The organism is Actinomyces succiniciruminis (assembly GCF_900002405.1).
Taxonomy (GTDB): Bacteria; Actinomycetota; Actinomycetes; order Actinomycetales; family Actinomycetaceae; genus Actinomyces; species Actinomyces succiniciruminis.
In genome coordinates, this window is record NZ_LK995471.1 from 73,097 (window position 1) to 88,959 (window position 15,863).

Below are 15,863 nucleotides of genomic sequence, written 5' to 3' on the forward strand. Positions count from 1 at the left end.
CCCGCCTCAGCGCCAACCCGGAGTTTGCACCATGTCCCTTACCAAAACCGCGCCCCCACGGCCGGTCGCGGCGGCCGTCGCGCCGCAGCGCAAGTCCACACTGCACCGCAGTGAGCACCGCTGGGCGGCGGTCTTCGTCGCCGCCCCCGTGATCGGCTTCCTGCTGTTCACTCTCTTTCCACTGGGCTATTCCATCTACGCCTCGTTCACTTCATGGAACGGCCTGTCCGCCCCTCGCTTCATCGGGCTGAACAACTTCATCGCCATCGCCTCCGACCCCTACTTCCGCAAGACGCTGTTCAACACGTTCTTCTACATGTTGGGCATCCCGATCGGCCTGGTCCTGTCGCTGCTGCTGGCCATGGCTCTGAGCCGGAAACTGCCGGGGCGGACCTTCTTCCGCACGGTCTACTACATTCCGGTGATCTCCTCGCTCGCGGCCATCGCCATTCTGTGGCAGTGGGCCTACAACGGTGACTATGGCCTGGTCAACCAGGTGCTGCACATCTTCGGAATCCAGGGCCCAAACTGGCTCCAAGACACCGCAACGGTTAAACCGGCGATCATCATCATGTCCGTCTGGAAGGGCCTGGGCTACTCCATGCTGCTGTACCTGGCCGCCATCCAGTCGGTACCTAAGTCGCTGTACGAGGCGGCCGAACTCGACGGCGCCGGGTCGCTGCGCAAGTTCATCTCGATCACGCTGCCTATGGTGCGTCCCGTGACCTTCTTCTTGATCGTCACCAACATCATCAACGGCTCCCAGATGTTCACCGAAATCAACATCATGACCCCCACTGGCGGCCCCGAGTACTCCGCCGCAACCATCGTCTGGTACATCTGGCAGAAGGCATTCAAGAACCTGCAGATGGGCTACGCAACCTCGATGGCGCTCGTGCTAGGGGTGCTCATCTTCATCATCACGGCGATCCAGATGCGCATGAACGCGCGCAACGCGTTCAGCGTCGAGTGAGGCGACCATGCAGATTCTCAAGCAGACCCGTAGCCGGACCCCCATGAAGGCCAAGACCCGCTACACCATCACCAATATCTGGATCACCATCCTGCTGGCGATCGGAGCGGTCATCATGGTCGCTCCGCTGCTGTGGATGTTCACCACCTCGCTGAAGGACAAGGAAGGCGTCTTCGCGCTCCCGCCGGAGTGGATCCCCAGCCCGGCGCACTGGGACACCTACCTGCGCATTTGGACCGAGGGACCACTGGCCAGCGGCATCAAGAACAGCCTTGTCGTCTCCCTGTCGGTGACGATCGTCGGTTCCTTCGTCTCGGCACTGGCCGCATTCGCCTTCGCCAAGATGCGGCTGCCCGGGAAGAACGGATTGTTCCTGCTGCTGCTGTCCGGGATGATGATTCCCTTCCCGACGCTCATGATCCCGCAGTTCATGATGTTCTCTCGTATCGGTTGGGTGGACACCCTGTTGCCGCTGATCGTGCCCGGCATGTTCGGCAACATCATGATGATCTTCTTCCTGCGCCAGTACCTGACCTCCACCCCGGACTCGCTGATTGAGGCGGCCCGGGTTGACGGGGCCTCCTTCCCGCAGATCTTCTTCCGCATGATCCTGCCGCTGATCCGTCCCGCCATAGCCGCCCAATTCATCTTGTGGTTCATGGGCGTGTGGAACGACTACCTCGCGCCGACGATCTACCTCAACAGCCCCGAGAAGCTGACGCTGCAGCTGGTGATCGCCAATTTCAACTCCAACTACGCCATCCAGTCCGACTACCCGTTGATCATGGCCGCCTCCATCGTCGCGCTGCTGCCGATCTTCGTGATCTTCCTGGTCTTCCAGCGGCAGATCATTGAGTCCGTCGCACTGACCGGAACGAAGGCATGAGGCCCATGGGCAGTAACCCACGACCCCGCCCGGTCGCCTCGCCGAACGCGGCGCCAGAGAGCGCCAACACGCCCGGCCCCGGAGCCGACCCCGGCCCCTGGGGCGCTCACGACCCCACGGTCATCCGCGCTCGCGACGGCCGTTACTACATGTTCTCCACGGACACCGAAGTCGCGGGATCGCCCGGGGTCGGCGTGCAGGTCCGCCGCTCCGACGACCTGGTGCACTGGCAGTGGGTGGGTCATGCCTTCGACGGCGTGCCGGCCTCGGCCGAGCGGTGGTCGGGGGCGCAGGGCATCTGGGCACCCGACGTCGTCGAGCGCGAGGGCGAGTACCGCATGTACTACTCCGCCTCCACCTTCGGCTCACGGCGCTCGTGCATAAACCTGGCGGTGTCCGGGAGCCTGGAAGGCCCCTGGACGGATCTGGGCCCGGTGGTGCGCACGCGCGCAGAGGATCCTGTCAACGCCATCGATGCCGCCGTCGTACGCACCGCAGAGGGAACGGACCTGATGCTCTATGGTTCCTTCTTCGGGGGATTGCGGCTGCTCGCCCTGGATGAGCGGGGTCTGCCCCGCCGGCCGGGCGACCTGGGCGTATCGGTCGGTCGGCGCACCACCGCGCACAACGGCCCCATTGAGGGATCGCACATGTGGTACGACGCGGAGACCGGGCGCTATCTGCTGGTGTGTTCATTCGACTCGCTGTTCGACACCTACAACATCAGGGTCGCGCGTTCCGAGCACCCCGAGGGCCCGTTCCTCGATGCCGCCGGTCGCCGCCTGGGCTCCCGGGAGGGCGACGTGGTGGACGGCGGCACCAAGATCCTCGGCTCTCTGGTGACAACCGCGGGCGAGACGGAGCTGGCTCCTGGGCATTCCAATCACCTGGTTACCCCGGACGGCATGCTCCTGGTCCATCACGTCCGCACGGGCGCCGATCCCGAGCGCCACCGGGCGCAGCTGCGCCGCATGGCGCTGACATCCGCCGGCTGGCCGGTGGTGAGCCCCGTCGAATACGACGCGCTCCCCCTGCTGCCGCTGGAGGGCACCGACCTCGACGGCCCTTGGCAGGTGTGGCGGATGGACGCCGAATCCACGCGCCCCGCAAGGCCGTCCGTGGGCGCGGTGCGCCTGGGGGCCCTGCTCCCGACACCCGCGGAACAGGGCGGCGTCCGGGCCACGCTGGAGGTCGATGGCACCGCCGTCGACGCCGTCGTCTGGCGTACCCGGGCCTCCACCGCCTTCGCGGGGCTGTCGGGCGACGAGGTCGTGCTGGGAGTCCGGGCGGAATGAGACAACGCCGTATGCAGCCGGTCGACGACGCCGACATCGACCTGCCGGGTTGGGGCGGCACCGTCATGGGCTGGCTGCGCGTGGCCACCCAGCTCGTGGCGCTGAACATCCTGTGGTGGCTCGGTCTTCTCGCCGGACTGGTGGTGTGCGGCGCGCTTCCCGCCGGCTGCGCCGTGCACGAGCTTGCACGGCGCAGCCGCCGCGATCCCTCCATGCATCTGTGGCGCGACTTCTGGCGAATCTACCGGGACTCCTTCCGCCCTGCAGCGGGCGTCGGGGCGCCGCTGGTCACCGTGACACTGCTGGGCGGCGTCGACCTGGGCATCCTGTCTCACGCCCGCGGAGCGCTGGTGGCACTGTTAATACCCGTCATCGTCATCTGCATCATGTGCGTCGTGGTGGCGTGCTACGCCATCCCACTGCTCGGCGCCACGGACGACCTCGGGGCGCGGGAGACGCTACGGCGGGCGGCGGGGGTCGCCGTAGCCTCACCGCTTACAACCATTGGCCTGGTGGTCACGGCTGCGGCCGCCGGGGCGGCGGCCTGGTGCTGGCCGCTGTTGGAGGTCCTGGTCGGCGTAAGCCTCCCGCTGACGGCGATGACGCTGCTTACCCGCGAGCGGCTGCTGCGCACCGGGGTGCTTGTCGATCCGTCCGCGTAGCCGCAGCCGAATCCCGCCGCAGCGCGCTGAGCACGCGGTGCGCGCGGGCCGCAAGGGCGCGTCTGCGCTACAACGCCGTCGACTGTCGCTGAACGAGCCGGAAGGGAGCCACCTCGTTGCGGTAGGGAACGGGCGGGCGACCGGCCTGCTGCTCTTCGATCCGCTCAACCAACAGGGCGACGGCGCGCTGAGCGATCCAGCCCGGACCGGGATCGATAGTGCTCAGCGAAGGCTGGGTGTACTGGCCGTCCTCGACGTTGTCGAAGCCGATCACCGACACATCTTCCGGAACCCGAATGCCCGCGACCGCGAGCTCGTGCAGCACACCAATGGCCATGGCGTCATTGAGCGCGAAAATCGCATCAAACGGGACACCGTCTGAGATCAGCCTCCGCGTGGCCTCCGCCCCGCTGGCCCGATGCCACAGGCCCGCCTCGCGCACCAACCGCTCGTCCACCACGAGTCCGGCCTGCGCATGCGCCTGCCGGTAGCCGGCCTCGCGCAGTCCGGCCGAGCCGACGACCTCGCCCGCATGCGCACCGATCAGCGCGATCCGCCTGCGCCCCAGGCCCAGCAGGTGTGTGGTGGCCTGGTACGCCGCCTCGGTGTTCGCCATGGTCACGTGGTCTGCGGGCGCGCCAAAAACACGCTCCCCCAGCAGTACCAGCGGGTAGTCGACGTGGAACTGGGCGATGTCATCCTGCCCCAGCTCGAGCGGGCTGAACAGCAGTCCGTCAAACAGATGGCGGCGAGAGTCGTGCAGTACCCGCAGCTCGCGCTCCCTATCGGAGTTCGTCTGCTCAATCAGTACCGTGCGGTTGTACTTCTCGGCGGCGGCGATTACCGCGTCGGCGAGTTCCGCGAAGTAGGCGAGTTTCAGCTCGGGGACTGCCAGGCAGACGAGCCCGGTGGAACCGCGGCGCAGGTTGCGCGCCGACTGGTTGACCTTGTAGCCGAGCTTGTCGATGGCATCGAGGACTTTGGTGCGTGTGGACTCACGCACGTGCGGGTAGTCGTTGACGACGTTTGAGACGGTCTTGACCGAGACCCCAGCCAGACGGGCGACGTCATGCATGGTCACGGCCATGTGGTGCTCCTAGGCGGTACGGCTGGGTACGTGTGTGCCCGGGGAACAGGCCCCGGGCACAGGTGACTTCACTTCTTGTTGCGACGCTGGTGACGCGTCTTACGCAGCAGCTTGCGGTGCTTCTTCTTGGCCATGCGCTTGCGGCGCTTCTTGATAACAGATCCCATTGAGGCTCCTTGTTGTTGTTCGTGCCGGCCTGCACACGCGGGCTTGCCCGCCGACAGCTGGCGACCAGACGTCGGACAGGCGAACCGGGTCCGACCACACTGTGACTAAGGGATTGTAGCGGCTATCAGGAGCCGGTTGAGGCGGAGTCCTCGTGTCCCCAGTCACCCAGCCCGGCGGCGAGGTACTCCTGGACCGCGCGCTCGGGAACACGGAAGGAGCGTCCGACCTGCATGGCGGGCAGGTCACCGGAGTGGACCATGCGGTAGACGGTCATCTTCGACACGCGCAGCATGGCCGCCACCTCCGCCACGGTAAGGAAGCTGGGGGCGCCCGAGGCGCTGGGTGGTGTCGAGGTGCCCGATGCCATGGCTATTGGTGTCCTGTCGTCAGGTCGGAGTGGACGCGCGAGGGTGTCGAGGCGGTGCACGACGTCGGCGCGGTCTGAAACAACACCAATATAACCTGTGTCTCAACTGTCGCACAGGATGTTTCCTCCCCCATTTGTCACGGGCGCCGCATCTCACACATTTGTCGCACCGACGGCGGGGGCGACCGCCCGGCTTCTGTCCGGGACGGGCCGCCATGGCCCACAATGGCCCCGTGTCCTCTTCCGCAAGTCCCGACTCCGGAGCCAGCCACTCGCCGTCGTCGTCCGCGCAGGGCCGGGAAGCCCGGGCCGGACGCGTCGGCGTCGCGCGCGATGCGGACCGCCTAGGCGGCTGGCACACGCATACGGCGGATGCAGGGTTGATGGGGACGGCCGAGCCCCTGGATCCCAGCCGGCCGACCGCCCCGGATGAGCTCGCCCGGCAGCTGACCGCCCAGGAGGACGCCGACGGTATCCGCGGCCTGCTGGCGCGCCTGGGACTGCGCAGCCGCTTTGACCGCATCGCCCGTTTCTCCCCGGCGCGCTTGGCGGTCACCGTCTTCGCCGTCATTGTCGCCGGGATCGCCGCCCTGCTCAGCCTGCCGATCGCCACCGCGAGCGGCACGCGCGCTCCCTTCGTGGACGCCCTGTTCACCGCGACGTCGGCCGTGTGCGTTACGGGCTTGACCACCGTGGATACGGCCTCCTACTGGTCCCCCTTCGGCCAGCTCGTCATCATTGTCGGTGCCGCCATCGGCGGCCTGGGCATCATGACGCTGGCCTCGCTGCTGTCCTTCGCTGTGTCCCGCCACCTGGGGCTGACGCAGCGCATGCTCGCCGCCTCGGAGAACATGGCCGGTCTGGGCGACGTCATGTCGCTGCTGCGCGCCGTCGCCTACACGGCCTTCGGCGTCGAGGCCGTGCTCATGGCGGTGCTACTGCCCCGCTTCCTCACCCTGGGGCTCGACCTCGGCCACGCCGCCTGGTACGCGTTCTTCATGGCGCTGTCGATCTTCAACAACGCCGGATTCGTGGTCATGCCGGAGGGCCTCGCCCCCTATGCCAGCGACTGGTGGGTGGGGCTGCCGATCGTGCTGGGCACCTTCCTGGGCGCCATCGGCTTCCCGGTGATCCGTGACGTCGTGCGCCATCGCCGGCGTCCCCGGCAGCTGACCCTGCACAGCAAACTGACCCTGACCACCTACACCGGCCTCAGCCTGTTCTCCGCCGTAGCCATCGGCGCCTTCGAGTGGAACAACCCCAATACCTATGGAGCGCTGCCCACAGGTGGGAAGATCCTGACTGCGCTGATCAACTCCGTCAACGCCCGCTCCTCCGGGCTGTCGACGATCGCACCGGAGCACATGCACGAGTCCACCTGGCTGCTGCAGGACGCGCTCATGTTCGTGGGCGGCGGCTCGGCGTCGACGGCCGGCGGCATCAAGGTGTCCACCTTCGCGGTGCTGGTGCTGGCGATTCTGGCCGAGGCGCGCGGAGACCAGGACATCGAGGCCTTCGGCCGACGCATCACCCTGTCCACGGTGAGACTGAGCGTGGCCGTGGCATTCATCGGGGCGAGCATCGTCGGCGTGGCGTCCCTGCTGCTGCTGCAGCTAACCGACCTGACCCTGGACCGCATTCTGTTCGAGGTGATCAGCGCCTTCGCCACCGTGGGGCTGTCCACCGGCATCACCCCCATCCTGCCGCACGGCGCCAAGTACGTGATCATCGTGCTGATGTTCATCGGCCGCGTGGGCACCATGACCGCGGCCTCCGCCCTGGCGTTGCGCGAGCGCCGCCGGGTGATCCGCATGCCCGCCGAGCGGCCTCTCATCGGCTGAGGCGCACAGCCCGCTCAGCCCCCAGCATGCCGGCCAGTGCGCGCGCAGTGGCGACGACGTCGTCGTGCCAGCCGGGCTCGCCGACGACGATTCTCCGCACCAGCAGGCCCATGGCGGCATGGTGCACGACGGCGGCCGCTGCCTCCGGATCGAGATGCCCGGCGACGTCGCCTCGGGCCTGCCAGCGCCCGAGGATGCGGGCGGTCTCGGAACGCACCCGGGCGTAGCTCTCGGCATTGGCGGCGCGCAGATCCGGTTGGCGCACCAGCTCCGCCCAGATGGCCGCCTGAAGGGCGGCGGGGGCCACCGTGCGCCCGCCGTCCTCCGCCCCGGCGTCGGCGCGGACGCCTCCCTCCGAGTCGGCACCGACCGAGGCTTTGTATCTCCAGGCCTGTTCAACGGCGTCGACGAAGGCGGACTCGAACGGCGGGAGCTCCTCACCGACAGACAGCCCCGCCATCCAATCCACCACGGGGTCGGTCGCCTGCCCGAGGACCGCCCGGATCAGGGACTCCTTGCCCTGCGGAAAGTAGCGGTAGACGGTGGCGGAGGACATGCCGGCCTCGGCGATGATCTCGTCCATGGAGGCGCCGTCGAAGCCGCGGCGGGCGAAGCAGACCTCCGCCGCCGCCACGATTCGGGCGGTCTGGCGATCCCGGTAGGACTGAGTGACGCGAGGCATGGGGACAGGATATGGCGCGCCGATACGCGCCCCGCCCTCACGATCAACCCCACCACATACAACAACGATCGTTTTGACTTGGATTCCGGCGTCTACTAGCATCCCGCGTCAAACAACAACGTACGGTTTCATTAGGAGAGCTGTTGAACACTTCCCACGCATTCGACCTTGACGCCCCACCCCTGGGTGCGCGGGCGCTCCCGGCCGCGACCGACCACGCCTTCCAGGCGCTGCGCTGGGCGGAGTTGATCGGCCCCCACGCGATCGACGAGATCAGCGCACTGACGCCGCTGCCACGCACCAATGCCGGCTGGGTCGGGGCGTACCTGCACCTGGCGCGCGGCGCCCGGACCGCGGGCAGGGACTTCGACGCCGTCGTCTATGAGCGCGCCGCCCAGTTCTTCATGAGCGGCGACGACCCGCGTCGATTCCCCATCCGGGAGCGCTTTGTGGACTTCATGCGCCACCGCTTCAGCCGTTATCCCGTCGGCGTCCCCTGCGACGGCGCCGTTCTGGCCGCATACGACCTGCCGGCCCGGGGACTCGGCCCGGGCGAGGAGCCCCACAGCACTTGGGTGGTGTTCGGCGGCTTCGACTCCTATATCGAGGAGTGGTTCCCACTGCTGGACGCCGTGGCCCGGCGGGGGCACCGCGTGATCGCGTTCGACGGGCCCGGCCAGGGCGGCGTGCTGGAGGAACAGGGGGTGCCACTCGTGGCGGAATGGGAGCGGCCGGTGTCGGCGGTTCTGGATCACTTCGACTTAAGCGATGTGACTCTGGTCGGCCTCTCCCTGGGCGGCGAGCTCGTGATCCGGGCAGCAGCCTTTGAACGACGGGCCAAGCGGGTGGTGGCTTGGGATGTGATGAACGACTTCCTCGACGTCCTCATGCAGCAGGTGGCCCCCGTACCGCCGCACGTGGGACGGGCGCTCTCCGGGCTGCCAGGTGTTCTGGTGGACGGGCTGCTCGCGCTGGCAAGTAGGCGGCCCGTCGTCCAGTGGGGCCTGGAACAGGGGATGCGAGTCACCAGCTCGAAGTCCCCGGCGCAGTTCCTGCGCTTCGCCGGGCGGCTACGGACCCGTGAGGTGTCCGAGCAGGTGCGAGGGGACGTACTTCTGCTCGCCGGCCGGCGCGACCACTACGTACCCCTGCCCCAGCTGAACCGGCAGGCGCGTGCACTCACGGGTGCCCGGTCGGTCACCACGCGCGTATTCAACGACGCCGAGGGCTGCGCCGCTCATTGCCAGGTTGGCAACCTGGGACTGGCGGTGCGCACCATCCTGGCCTGGGAGGAGCCGTTGCTGCACCGGGACTGACGGATCGCGTAGGGGTTCTTGCGGGCTGGGGCGCGATGGGGCGGGCGCCGTTTCGCCGGCGCCCGTACCCCCGATACGCAGGATCCGTGGCCGCCGCGCCATTTCAACCGAACTCAGCACGTAACAACAACCGACCTCGGCACGTAACTTCAACCGACCTCGGTGGGAGGGGACTACCGTTGGGCACAGTATCCGTCCGGACCCACAACTAATCCGTCCGGACCCGCACCGCCACGAGGACTCATGCCTGACCGCTCCGCCTACAACGACTCGACCCTGGTGATCGGGCTCGGCCGCTTCGGCTCGGCCATGGCCGCCACTCTGGACCGCCTGGGCAGGGAGGTCCTCGCCGTCGAGCGGGATCCCGTCATCGTGCGCCAGTGGACCGGACGCATCCCGCTGGTGGAGGCGGACGCAACCGACATGGAGGCCCTGGAGCAGCTGGGCGCCACCGAGTTCGGCACCGCGGTGGTGGGCGTGGCCACCTCCCTAGAGGCCAGTGTGCTGATCACCGGCAACCTGGTGGACCTGGAGACCCCGCAGATCTGGGCGAAGGCCGTCTCCCGCGCGCACGGCCGCATCCTGCGGCGCATCGGCGCCCACCACGTGGTCTACCCGGAGTTCGATGCCGGGCAGCGCGCCGCCCACTTGGTATCCGGCCGCATGCTGGACTACATCGAGATGGAGAAGGGCGGCTTCACCATCGTCAAGATGCGCCCGCCCGCCGAACTGCACGGCTTCACCATCGGCGAGTCCAAGATCCGCTCCCGCTACGGGGTGACCGTCTTCGGTCTGATGAGCCCGGGCGAGCCCTTCGAGTACGCGACCCCCGCCACCCTGGTCTCCCCCGACGACGTGCTCGTGGTCGGTGGGGACGCCATGCTCCTGGAGCGCTTCGCCAACCGCGGCTGAGTCGCTCGCTTACCCGTCGTCGTGCGGATCGGTCTCTACCTTCCTATCCGCACGACGAGGGCGTCCTATTTCCGCAGGGTGACACTCGTCCCCGCCTGGTCCGCCGCCGCATCGAGCTTCACCTCGCCACTGCGGTCGGCGGCAGTAACCCGATAGGTGCCGCGGAAGCCGGACAGGCGCAGCCGCCCCTCGGCGTCGGTGCGCACCGTCGTCGGCGGCGTCCACCACTGGCCCTTGACTAGGTCGTGCAGGGCCGCGTAGCTGGGCTTCAAGGTGCCGTCGGCGCGGGCGAAGCCGACCGGCGCGCCCAGCCAGGCCCCATCGTCGGTGAAGCCCCAATAGGTGATCGCCGCTACGGCGGGGTGGGAGGCGAGCGTGGTGTAGTGGCGGCGGATCTCGTCGGCCTGACGTTCCTCCCCCTCCGGGGTGCTGGGCCAGTGCGGGATCTGGTAGTCGTTCAGGTCCACGATCCCGGGCGGCATGAGGTGGCCGGAGACCAGCGTGGTCTCGGTGAAGTGCAGCGGCAGGCCGAAGCGGCTGAAGCGCTCGAGCACCTCCTGGGTGCGCTCCTCGCCCCAGTACCCCTGGTGCATGTGCGACTGCAGGCCGATCGCGTCGATCCTCACCCCCGCCTCCAGGCAGTCCTCGATCAGGTGGGCGTACTTCTCACTCATGTTGAAGTCGTTGAGCAGCAGGAAGGCGTCGGGGTTGGCGGCGCGGGCCGTCTCGAAGGCGAGCCGCACCATCCCCACCCGACCGAGCCTGCGTGCCAGAGGGGTGATGGCGTTGTCCTCGGCGGTGAACTCCGGCATGATCACCACCTCGTTGATGGCGTCCCAGGTGTCCACCAGGCTGCGGAAGCCAGTCGCCTCACGGGTGATGCGGGCGCGCAGCACCCGCTCGACCTCCTCCGGGTCGCGTCCCAGCAGCCACTGCGGGGCGAGCGTGTGCCAGGCCAGCGGGTGTCCCTTGACGTCGGCTCCGTGGGCGCGGATCCAGCGGGCCGCATTCGCCAGCCGCTCGGTGCACGGATGCCCCTCCTCCGGCTCGAATGAGCGCCAGTAGAAGGGCAGCGTGGCGACGTTGAACAGGTCGAAGAAGCGCTCCGTCAGCGCCTGCGCCAGTTCCGGCCGGGCCCCGCCGAACAGGCTGTCCGCATTGGAGTTCTCCCCGTTGGCAACGGCCACGAAGTCGAAGCCGATATTGCCGATTCCCAGCTCGTGCCGGGTCTGCTCGACGACGACGTCCGTGTCCGCCAGCGGCGCCCCGTCAGGGCCGGTCACGGTGAGGACCGTTTCGGCCAGGCGGTGGCGCAGGCCCTGTGGAACGGCCACGGTGTTGACGCTTTGCATGAGGCGGCCTTCCTCCGGGCGGTCGGTTCAGGCGGACGTGACGGATACGGGTGTGGTGAGCACGCGGCCCTCACCGACCACGCGGCGCTGCCCGGTGATTTCGACGGCGAGCTCCTCCAGCCGGTCCTCGCTGCTGGTGCCGGCGGCGAGCAGGATCTGACCGGGTTCGACAATGCGCCGATAGTCGACGCCGGTGAAGGAGGTGCGGTCGGCGTGCACGGTGAAGGTGACCCGCTTGGACTCCCCCGCCTCCAGGTCTACCTTGGCGAAGCCGATGAGGGTCTTCAGCGGGCGCACCACCTCGGCCACCGGGTCGGACAGGTACAACTGGACGACCTCGGCGCCGGCGCGGTCGGAGGTGTTGGTGATCGTGACCGTGTAGTCGACCTGGCCGTCCTCGTCCATCCGGGTGGCGGAGACGGCGGGGTCGGTGAGGGCGAAGGTCGAGTAGCTGAGCCCGTAGCCGAAGGGGTACAGCGGGGTGGGGTCCAGGTTGGAGATGCCGTCGGCGTGCCAGGCGAGCGGCGCCGCCAGGTAGGTGCCCGGCTGGCCGCCGCGACCATTGGGAATGGCGACGGGCAGCCGCCCGGAGGGGTTGATCGTGCCGGTGAGCACGCCGGCGATGGCGTCGGCGCCCTCCACGCCCGGCATGAAGGCCTGCACGATGGCGGCGCAGCGGTCGGCATACTCCCCCAGCGCGTAGGGGCGCCCGGTGACCAGCACCAGCACGGTTGGGGTGCCGGTTGCCAGCACCGCCTCCAGCAGCTCCCCCTGGCGTCCGGGCAGGCCCAGGTCGACGACGTCGCAGCCCTCCCCGGAGGTGCCCCCGCCGAAGAGCCCGGCGATGTCACCGAGAGTGACCACGGCCACGTCAGCGGCCGCGGCGGCGTCGACGGCGGCACCGAAGTCATCGGCGCGCCCGTCGATGAAGCCGACACCCCGGTGGAAGGTGGCCCCACCGGGGCGGGCGGCGCGCAGCGCGTCGGGCAGGTCGCGGATCTCCAGCCCGGTGGTGCGGCCGCCGTCGCGGCTGAGCACGTGGTTGGGGAAGGAGTAGCAGCCCAGGAAGGAGCGCACGTCCTCCCACACCGGCCCGGACACGGCCAGGCTCGCGTCGGGGGCGAGCGGCAGCACGCCGTCGTTCTTCAGCAGAATCACCGACTCCTCCGCCAGGGCGCGGGCCACCGCCCGGTTGCCGGGAGAGTCGAGGTCGCGGCCCGCATCGACGCCGGCGGTCGGCTCCCAGTCGGCGTCGAGCAGGCCCAGCCGGGCCTTCTGGGTCAGGACCCGGACGACGGCAGTGTCGAGTTCGGCCTCGGTGAGCAGGCCGGCGTCCAGCGCCGCCTCGAGGTGGGAGTAGCAAGTGGTCTCCGGCAGTTCCACGTCCAGCCCGGCGCGTACCGCCAGCGCGGCGGCGTGGGCGTAGTCACCGGCTACGTGGTGCATGGCCTGGAGGAAGCGCACCGACCAGTAGTCGGAGACGACGGTGCCGGTGAAGCCCCAGCGCTCGCGCAGAACCTGCGTGAGCAGGTGGTGGGAGGCGGCCACCGGTTCGCCGTCGATGTCGGAGTATGAGTTCATGACGCTGGCGACGCCGCCCTCGCGTACCGCCATTTCGAAGGGCGGCAGCATGACGTCCTCCAGTTCGCGCTGGCCCATGGACACCGGGGCGTGATTGCGGCCGGCCTTTGAGGCCGGGTAGGCGACGAAGTGCTTGAGGGTGGCGTGCACTCCCTGGGCCTGCAGGCCGCGCACGTAGGCGGTGCCGAGCGTGCCCACCAGGTACGGGTCCTCCCCGCAGGTCTCCTCCACGCGCCCCCACCGGTAGTCGCGCACGACGTCGAGCAGCGGGGCCAGGCCCTGATGCACGCCGACGGCGTGCAGGTCTGCCCCGATGCGGCCGGCCATCTGTTCCACGAGTGCGGGCCGCCAGGTGGCGCCCCAGGCGATGGCGGCCGGGTATACGGTCGCCCCCAGCGCCGTGAAACCGGTCAGGCACTCCTCGTGAGCGATGGCCGGGATGCCGAAGGCGTTGCGGGAGATCACGTCGCGTTGCAGGCGCGCCAGCTTGGCCGCTCCGTCGGCGACGCTGACGGGGTCCGTGCCGTAGATGCGGGTCAGGTGACCCAATCCGCCGTCGACGCTCTCCTCCCAGCCCTTGCGTCCGACCTTGAACGCGTCCTCCATGGGGGCGACTTGGTGAGCGGTCTCGGATGCGGCCGCCTCGTCGTCGTCACCGACGTCGACCGGCTCCGGTGCGGGCACGGTCTCTTCCTCGTCGCGCTCCCAGAAGGAGGCGAGCTGGTGGATCTTCTCCTGTCGGCTCATGACCGAAAGCAGGGCTGCGGCCCGCTGGTCGGCAGGCAGGGAGGTGTCGTTCCAGGTGTTCACGGTTGGCTCCAGGTTGCGGTGGTTGGCGGTCGGCCTTGGTCAGCCCTTGACGGCGCCGGTCAGGCCGCCGACGATGCGCCGCTCGAACAGGCTGAAGACCACGAGGGCGGGGATCATGGACAGGGAGGTGAAGGCCAGGACCTGCGCGGTGTTGACCGAGTGCTCGGAGGCGAAGGCCTGGACCCCCAGCGGGAGGGTGTACTTGGCGTGGTCGGTCAGGATGAACAGCGGCAGCATGTAGGAGTTCCAGGAACCGACGAAGGTGAGGATGCCGGTGGTGACCACGCCGGGCGCGGACAGGGGTACGACCACCCGCCAGAAGAAGCCCATGCGCCCGCAGCCGTCCAGGGAGGCGGCCTCCTCCAGCTCCTTCGGGATGGCCCGCAGGAAGGGCACCAGAATGATGACGGTCTGTGGCAGGGCGAAGGCGATGCCGGGGATGATGATGCCGGCCAGGGAGTTCATCATGCCCAGGTTCTTGATCAGGATGTACAGGGGTGTGATGGCCACGGTCATGGGGAACATGAGCCCGGCCGCGAACAGCATGTACAGGGCGTTGCCGCCCTTGAAGGGGTAGCGCGCGATCACGAAGCTGACCATGAGCCCGAGCGTCACGGTACCGATGGTGGCGCAGGCGGCGGTGATGGTGGAGTTGCCGACCTGCTGCCAGAATCCGGAGGAGGTCAGCACCACGCGGTAGTTGTCGACCACCCAGGGATCGGGCAGGCCGGCGGGATCGGAAGTGATCTGCGAGTTGTTGCGGAAGCCGCCGAGGATCACGTAGGCGACCGGGGCGAGCAGGGCCGCAATCACCAGCGCGGCCACCAGGTAGACCACGGGGCTGGCCCAGGCGGGCTTGACCTTGGCGGAGCGGACGCGGCGGCGCGCACTGGCCGGCGCGGGCGCGGCGGGGTCGAGAGGCTTGATGGAGGATGCGGCGGCGGTCATCGGCTGCTCCCGGTCAGTGCGCCCTCGGTGTCACGGCGCAGGACGAATCGTTGATAGGTCAGGGCGATCACCAGGGAGATCAAGAACAGCACGACGGCGACGGCGTTCCCGTAGCCGTAGTTGCCGCTCATACGCCCGTTGACCACCATGTAGGTCGCCATCGTGGAAGTACCCGCGGTGGAGGAGATGTACTGGCCCCAGATGATGTAGACCAGGTCGAACAGCTGTAGGGAACCGATGATCGACAGGAAGCCCCACATGCGCATGGTCGGGCCTAGCAGCGGAATGGTGATCTTGCGCTGGATCTGCCAGTAGGAGGCGCCATCAACCTTGGCGGCCTCGGTCAGTTCCTCGGGAATGCCCTGCATACCGGCCAGGAAGATGATGACGGCGAAGCCGGCGTACTTCCAGGTGAGGATGAACAGCAGGACGGTCAGGGCGGTCTTGGGGTCGGAGATCCAGTCGTTGACGAGGCCGCTGAGCCCGAGCTTGCGCAGCAGTCCGTTCATGGCGCCGTCGGTCTGCAGGATCAGGCCCCAGGCGGTGCCGGCGATAACCTCGGAAATGACGTAGGGGATGAAGATCAGCACGCGGATCAGCGACTGCCCACGCATCTTCTTGTTCAGCAGCAGCGCCAGCAGCAGGGCGAAGGGCCCCTGCAGGGCGAGTGAGCCGACCACAACGATGGCGTTGTGGCGCAGCACGTTGTGGAACTCGGGGTCGGTGAGGATGGTGCGATAGTTGTCGAAGCCGACGAAGTTGGTGGGGACGCCGAAGCCCTTCCACTTGAAGAAGCCGTAGTAGGCGGCCATGATCACCGGCAGGATGACGAAGGTGATGAACAGGATGACGGCGGGGGCGGACAGGGCCGTGATCTCCATACGGTCCCGCCAGGACAGGGCGTTGGGGCTCCGCCGTTTCCGGCCCCGCTGCTTGCCCTGTTCCGCCGTACCGGCGGGCAGCGTAGCGGTTGCAGCTGTCAT

The 15,863-nt window shown here is 68.3% G+C and carries 15 protein-coding genes; 7 read left to right on the forward strand and 8 right to left on the reverse strand.

The window, feature by feature from the left end; genetic code table 11:
• Positions 1 to 31 precede the first annotated feature (31 nt).
• Genes BN1056_RS02590 through BN1056_RS02605 form a run of 4 tightly spaced genes read left to right on the forward strand, consistent with a single transcriptional unit; the run spans position 32 to position 3,816 of the window.
• Positions 32 to 973 carry a carbohydrate ABC transporter permease gene (locus BN1056_RS02590; RefSeq protein ID WP_210578807.1) on the forward strand — a complete coding sequence of 314 codons (942 nt, stop codon included), beginning with the start codon at positions 32 to 34 and terminating at the stop codon, positions 971 to 973.
• 7 nt (positions 974 to 980) lie between these two features.
• Positions 981 to 1,859: a carbohydrate ABC transporter permease gene (locus tag BN1056_RS02595; protein WP_210578809.1), complete on the forward strand. Its 879-nt coding sequence runs from the start codon at positions 981 to 983 to the stop codon at positions 1,857 to 1,859.
• 5 nt (positions 1,860 to 1,864) lie between these two features.
• Positions 1,865 to 3,154, forward strand: a complete 1,290-nt coding sequence (locus tag BN1056_RS02600) for an arabinan endo-1,5-alpha-L-arabinosidase (protein ID WP_210578812.1) — start codon at positions 1,865 to 1,867, stop codon at positions 3,152 to 3,154.
• Positions 3,151 to 3,816: a YesL family protein gene (locus BN1056_RS02605; protein WP_210578814.1), complete on the forward strand. Its 666-nt coding sequence runs from the start codon at positions 3,151 to 3,153 to the stop codon at positions 3,814 to 3,816. The genes BN1056_RS02600 and BN1056_RS02605 overlap by 4 nt, the downstream gene beginning before the upstream one ends.
• Positions 3,817 to 3,883: 67 nt before the next feature.
• Here BN1056_RS02605 and BN1056_RS02610 read toward each other — a convergent pair whose 3' ends face one another.
• The 3 genes from BN1056_RS02610 to BN1056_RS02620 all read right to left on the reverse strand — a co-directional run bounded on the left by BN1056_RS02610 (position 3,884) and on the right by BN1056_RS02620 (position 5,438).
• Positions 3,884 to 4,903, reverse strand: coding sequence for a LacI family DNA-binding transcriptional regulator (locus tag BN1056_RS02610; protein WP_108966180.1), 1,020 nt, complete (start codon positions 4,901 to 4,903; stop codon positions 3,884 to 3,886).
• A 68-nt stretch (positions 4,904 to 4,971) separates the two neighbouring features.
• Entirely contained in the window at positions 4,972 to 5,070 is a 99-nt protein-coding gene (locus tag BN1056_RS02615; RefSeq protein ID WP_003792170.1) for a 30S ribosomal protein bS22, read from the reverse strand.
• A gap of 125 nt (positions 5,071 to 5,195) precedes the next feature.
• Positions 5,196 to 5,438, reverse strand: coding sequence for a helix-turn-helix domain-containing protein (locus tag BN1056_RS02620; protein ID WP_073327603.1), 243 nt, complete (start codon positions 5,436 to 5,438; stop codon positions 5,196 to 5,198).
• A gap of 383 nt (positions 5,439 to 5,821) precedes the next feature.
• Between BN1056_RS02620 and BN1056_RS02625 the strand changes: the two genes are divergently transcribed.
• A complete protein-coding gene (locus BN1056_RS02625) occupies positions 5,822 to 7,279 on the forward strand; it encodes a TrkH family potassium uptake protein (RefSeq protein ID WP_425306094.1) in 1,458 nt (485 codons plus the stop codon).
• On the opposite strand, the gene BN1056_RS02630 is transcribed toward BN1056_RS02625, so the two are convergent.
• Positions 7,269 to 7,961 carry a TetR/AcrR family transcriptional regulator gene (locus BN1056_RS02630; protein WP_210578819.1) on the reverse strand — a complete coding sequence of 231 codons (693 nt, stop codon included), beginning with the start codon at positions 7,959 to 7,961 and terminating at the stop codon, positions 7,269 to 7,271. The two genes, BN1056_RS02625 and BN1056_RS02630, sit on opposite strands and share 11 nt — an antisense overlap.
• A gap of 143 nt (positions 7,962 to 8,104) precedes the next feature.
• On the opposite strand from BN1056_RS02630, the gene BN1056_RS02635 reads away from it, so the two are divergent.
• Entirely contained in the window at positions 8,105 to 9,277 is a 1,173-nt protein-coding gene (locus tag BN1056_RS02635) for an alpha/beta fold hydrolase (RefSeq protein WP_210578822.1), read from the forward strand.
• A 243-nt stretch (positions 9,278 to 9,520) separates the two neighbouring features.
• The gene (locus BN1056_RS02640) at positions 9,521 to 10,189 is read left to right on the forward strand and encodes a potassium channel family protein (RefSeq protein WP_210578824.1); all 669 of its coding nucleotides are present in this window, start codon (positions 9,521 to 9,523) and stop codon (positions 10,187 to 10,189) included.
• A gap of 65 nt (positions 10,190 to 10,254) precedes the next feature.
• Here the strand turns inward: BN1056_RS02640 and BN1056_RS02645 are convergent, their stop codons facing one another.
• Genes BN1056_RS02645 through BN1056_RS02660 form a run of 4 tightly spaced genes read right to left on the reverse strand, consistent with a single transcriptional unit; the run spans position 10,255 to position 15,863 of the window.
• Positions 10,255 to 11,541 (reverse strand): endo-1,4-beta-xylanase, encoded by a 1,287-nt coding sequence (locus BN1056_RS02645; protein WP_210578828.1) that lies wholly within the window; start codon positions 11,539 to 11,541, stop codon positions 10,255 to 10,257.
• Positions 11,542 to 11,568: 27 nt separating this feature from the next.
• Positions 11,569 to 13,932 carry a beta-glucosidase gene (locus tag BN1056_RS02650; RefSeq protein WP_210578830.1) on the reverse strand — a complete coding sequence of 788 codons (2,364 nt, stop codon included), beginning with the start codon at positions 13,930 to 13,932 and terminating at the stop codon, positions 11,569 to 11,571.
• A 39-nt stretch (positions 13,933 to 13,971) separates the two neighbouring features.
• Positions 13,972 to 14,880, reverse strand: coding sequence for a carbohydrate ABC transporter permease (locus tag BN1056_RS02655; RefSeq protein WP_210578832.1), 909 nt, complete (start codon positions 14,878 to 14,880; stop codon positions 13,972 to 13,974).
• Positions 14,877 to 15,863: a carbohydrate ABC transporter permease gene (locus BN1056_RS02660; protein WP_210578835.1), complete on the reverse strand. Its 987-nt coding sequence runs from the start codon at positions 15,861 to 15,863 to the stop codon at positions 14,877 to 14,879. Before BN1056_RS02660 ends, BN1056_RS02655 begins: the two co-directional genes overlap by 4 nt.